Annotated in this window: 3 protein-coding genes; 1 reads left to right on the top strand and 2 read right to left on the bottom strand. The window is 56.2% G+C overall.

Annotated elements, in window-relative coordinates; translation table 11 throughout:
* Nucleotides 1–191: 191 nt before the first annotated feature.
* Both repB and repA read right to left on the bottom strand, forming a co-directional pair.
* Nucleotides 192–1,187: a plasmid partitioning protein RepB gene (repB, locus tag ACT53T_RS15770; protein ID WP_476161902.1), complete on the bottom strand. Its 996-nt coding sequence runs from the start codon at nucleotides 1,185–1,187 to the stop codon at nucleotides 192–194.
* Nucleotides 1,188–1,265: 78 nt separating this feature from the next.
* Nucleotides 1,266–2,477, bottom strand: a complete 1,212-nt coding sequence (repA, locus tag ACT53T_RS15765) for a plasmid partitioning protein RepA (protein ID WP_476161901.1) — start codon at nucleotides 2,475–2,477, stop codon at nucleotides 1,266–1,268.
* A gap of 212 nt (nucleotides 2,478–2,689) precedes the next feature.
* On the opposite strand from repA, the gene ACT53T_RS15760 reads away from it, so the two are divergent.
* Nucleotides 2,690–2,863 carry a hypothetical protein gene (locus tag ACT53T_RS15760; RefSeq protein ID WP_476161900.1) on the top strand — a complete coding sequence of 58 codons (174 nt, stop codon included), beginning with the start codon at nucleotides 2,690–2,692 and terminating at the stop codon, nucleotides 2,861–2,863.
* Nucleotides 2,864–3,334: the final 471 nt, after the last annotated feature.

Below are 3,334 nucleotides of genomic sequence, written 5' to 3'. Positions count from 1 at the left end.
AACGGCCGCCGCCCGAAGGGCGTCGTTGGACGTGTCTGCATGTTCCTTTGCCTCGTTCAGGCAAAAGAAATCCGCTCACCGAAACGGCGCCGACTCTTGACAGCGATTCACGGAAGTGTGATTCTCGGAGTGCTTAGATCAGAGAAAGGCTTCCGGGCGGCGACGTTCGGGGGCTTTTTTCTTTTGCGCGTTCAATCTCCTGATTCACTTATAATCTTCGTCTCCTTAAACGCTCGATAGAGTGCGTCGAGATTAGACGAGATGTATCGGCCGAACTCACCCGCTTCTTTCGACTTGAGCGAGAGGTTAAAGCTGCTTCCGTTATTCCGGTAGCTTGCAGACACGGTCTTGCCCTCCGATTCCCAGGACGCCGGGTCGATATTCCCCCGCGCGGACTTCCGTGGCTTGCGTCCAAGCGTCTGGAGCTGGGCGAGCAAAAAATTGAAGCGCTCCATTACGTCTTTGGAGCGGAATTCGTCGGACGCCACGACGACTATCGCAGCCTCTGCGGCCTTTGGCGACTTCACCTGCTTCTTGAGTTCTTCCCACCGGTCACGGCCAATGGGTTTGGCCGCGCCGATTGCTTCGATCACGGGTGCAGGAACCGTCTCCACCACGGAAAGCATCCTCGACAGCAAGCTGTCGTCGATCGTCAGTGCGGATTTGATGGTTTCCTTCCTCTGCCCCATGTCGAGGAGCTTCTTGGCGAACAGCGCCTTCTCGATGAAGGACAAATTTGCTCGTGCCGTGTTCTCCTGACCTTGCGCGATAATATGCGCGATATCCTCCAGGTTCTTGATCACCGCGCGAACAGGAATACCCAGTTCTTTGGCGACACGCGCGCGACGGTGGCCAAACACGATCATGAATCGACCCTTGCTCTGCGGATGAGGCCGCACAAGAATCGGCGTCGATTGTCCATGCTCCCTGATCGCCTCGCGCAGATCGGGGAAATCAGCATCGTCGTCTTCGATACGATCCGCGACAAAAGAGCGATCTAGAACTGAGACATCGAGTTCGACGACTGTTTCTCCGGCCAGCATTTTCTTCGCGTTCTCGGCCATCTCATCGATCGAAAGCATCATCGAGCGAGACGCTCCGCGAAGGGCATAATCATGCCGCGCGGCAACATCGGCCTTCGGCGTCTCCGCTCCCGTGATCGTCGCCAAGAGGTTCTTACGGGCCATATCAGGCACCTCTCCCTTGCGCTAATCTCTTGAGGAATTTAGCGATTCGACAATTCTGCACGGCTGTCAAAATGAAGATCATCTGCGCCCCCACGCTTGATGGACGAGCGCCGTGATCTCCTCATTGACTGCATTCAATGCCTCCAATGCGCGATCATATGTTGCGCGCGTGAATTGGGCGCGCTCGACTTCGTACAGCGTCTGATTGGTGATTCCCGCGTCCGAAATAGCGGTCGATTTCACCATCGGGCTTTTGAGCATCTGTTTTGGAAACAGCGATTGCATGAAACCGACCATTTGCGCCTGCGGGCCATCGGTCGGCTCGTAGCGCGTGACGAGATACCGAAACCATTTGAGGCGAACATCGGCTCCGGCTCCACTGATCGATTGAAGAACGCCGCCCAGCATTAGCAAAAATTGGCTCATCGACATGACGTCCAGCATCTGAGGATGGATGGTGATGAGAACGGCGGTGGAAGCCGCCAATGCCGTCAAGGTGAGATAGCCGAGCTGCGGGGGGCAATCGATCACCACGACGTCATAATTGTGATCGACCTCCTTCAATGCGTCGGTGATCCGGGTGAAGAACATCCGCCCCTCCGTCGAGGATTTGTCGGAAGCGGCGAGGGGTGTTTCATATTCGTATTCCTGCAGTTCTAAATTCGCAGGAACGATGTCGAGCCCGGGGAAATTGGTGCGCCGAACAACCTCGGAAATCGGCTTCTTCGAGCCATCGTAACGTAGGGCCTCGTAGAGTGACGGATTCCGATCGAGCTCGGGCTGAATACCGTGAAGTGCGGATAGGGACGCCTGTGGATCGAGGTCAATTGCGAGCACGCGATGGCCGGTGAGAGCCAGGTGCTGGGCCAGATGAGCGGCCGTCGTAGTCTTTCCACTGCCGCCTTTGAAATTGACGACGGCGACGACCTGGAGCTCTTCCCCCCCACGTCGATGCGGCACATATTTTTTGTAATCGGCTCGCCCATGACGATCGAGATACTGCCGCAACTCCAACATTTGCTCAGCCGTGTAGCTCCTACGTCCAGACGCAGAGGTGGCGGGAGTAGGGCCCTTGCCTTCGAGATGGAGCTTCTTAATGTTAGATGACGTCACGCCCAGAAAATATGCGGCCTCCGCCAAGGAAAAGGAGCGAAGGCTCTTAACGGCGTCGGGCGGATAATGCTCAAGCCGGAGCATGTTCAGCTTATCCGAGATCAATTCTCCCTGTTGAAGAATAGTCTCGTAGAAGCTGAAACCGCCCGTCTCGTCGATAGCTGTCGTCACATTCATCGGCGTCAATTCCCGAAATAACGCTTTTCCACGCCAAACACGCTTACAAGCGGGAATTAATCCTGATTCTCTCTGCTCCGCAACGAGTTTTTGGTTAATGACTGGTTAACATCGCCAACCGCTCCAACGACCAGTCTTGGCTCAGAAGCCACATTACTTTATTGTTTTTACTAGCTTTTCTGAAATTTTGCACGGCTGTCAACAAAGAGAAAATGGACATATCTGCGTTCGCTGGTGGTAACGAATTGTCGGCGCGCCACACCCACGTCGACGGCAAGGCACATGCGACGCAAGCCGCATGCGGAACCAACCAGACCGGAGCAGGAGAGGGCACCGTCATTGAACAGTTGAAGACGGGTATCATCCGCGATTTCGCGAACCTCTGAGTGCTAATTCAGCCCGAGAATCTCCAACCTGAAAAGGCGCGCACCGAGCCTTTCGCTTGGAAAACCCGTCGATAGCTTGGCCGATGTGCGGGCGCCTGCCCGTCGCCCCCCTCGAGTCTCACCAATTCCACTCGCCGGACACCGGCGGTCATCCCGAAGCGAATAGGGCGCGGAGCGCGGGTCGACCGTCGGCGTCGAAGTCGAGACAGTGATTGATCATCGCGTCCATCGGATCGCCGCCGTGCGCTTCGAGGAAAACGAGGGCTGCTTCGATCAGAACCCATCCGCGCGCGCGACTTGTCCGGGGCAGCGCGATCAGTCCCGGATGGATCGGTTCACTGCCGAGTAGGGCGCAAAATCGCCGATGTTTTCGGTGACGATGATACGGTCCTCGGCAGGGGCATCGCAGATGAGTATAGGGGCATTGCGCGGGAGGTAGAGAAGGATTCATTCAGGAGGCTTCTCGATTCG

It is taken from the genome of Methylosinus sp. DMC45, from assembly GCF_056313885.1.
Note: the sequence above shows the minus strand (reverse complement) of the source record. Positions and strands in the feature narration are given on the sequence as shown.

What these genes read in the sequence shown, in the direction of transcription:
- ACT53T_RS15760 (WP_476161900.1), top strand. Translation starts at nt 2,690, where the DNA reads ATGGACATATCTGCGTTCGCTGGTGGTAACGAATTGTCGGCGCGCCAC.
- repB (WP_476161902.1), bottom strand. Translation starts at nt 1,187, where the DNA reads ATGGCCCGTAAGAACCTCTTGGCGACGATCACGGGAGCGGAGACGCCG.
- repA (WP_476161901.1), bottom strand. Translation starts at nt 2,477, where the DNA reads ATGAATGTGACGACAGCTATCGACGAGACGGGCGGTTTCAGCTTCTAC.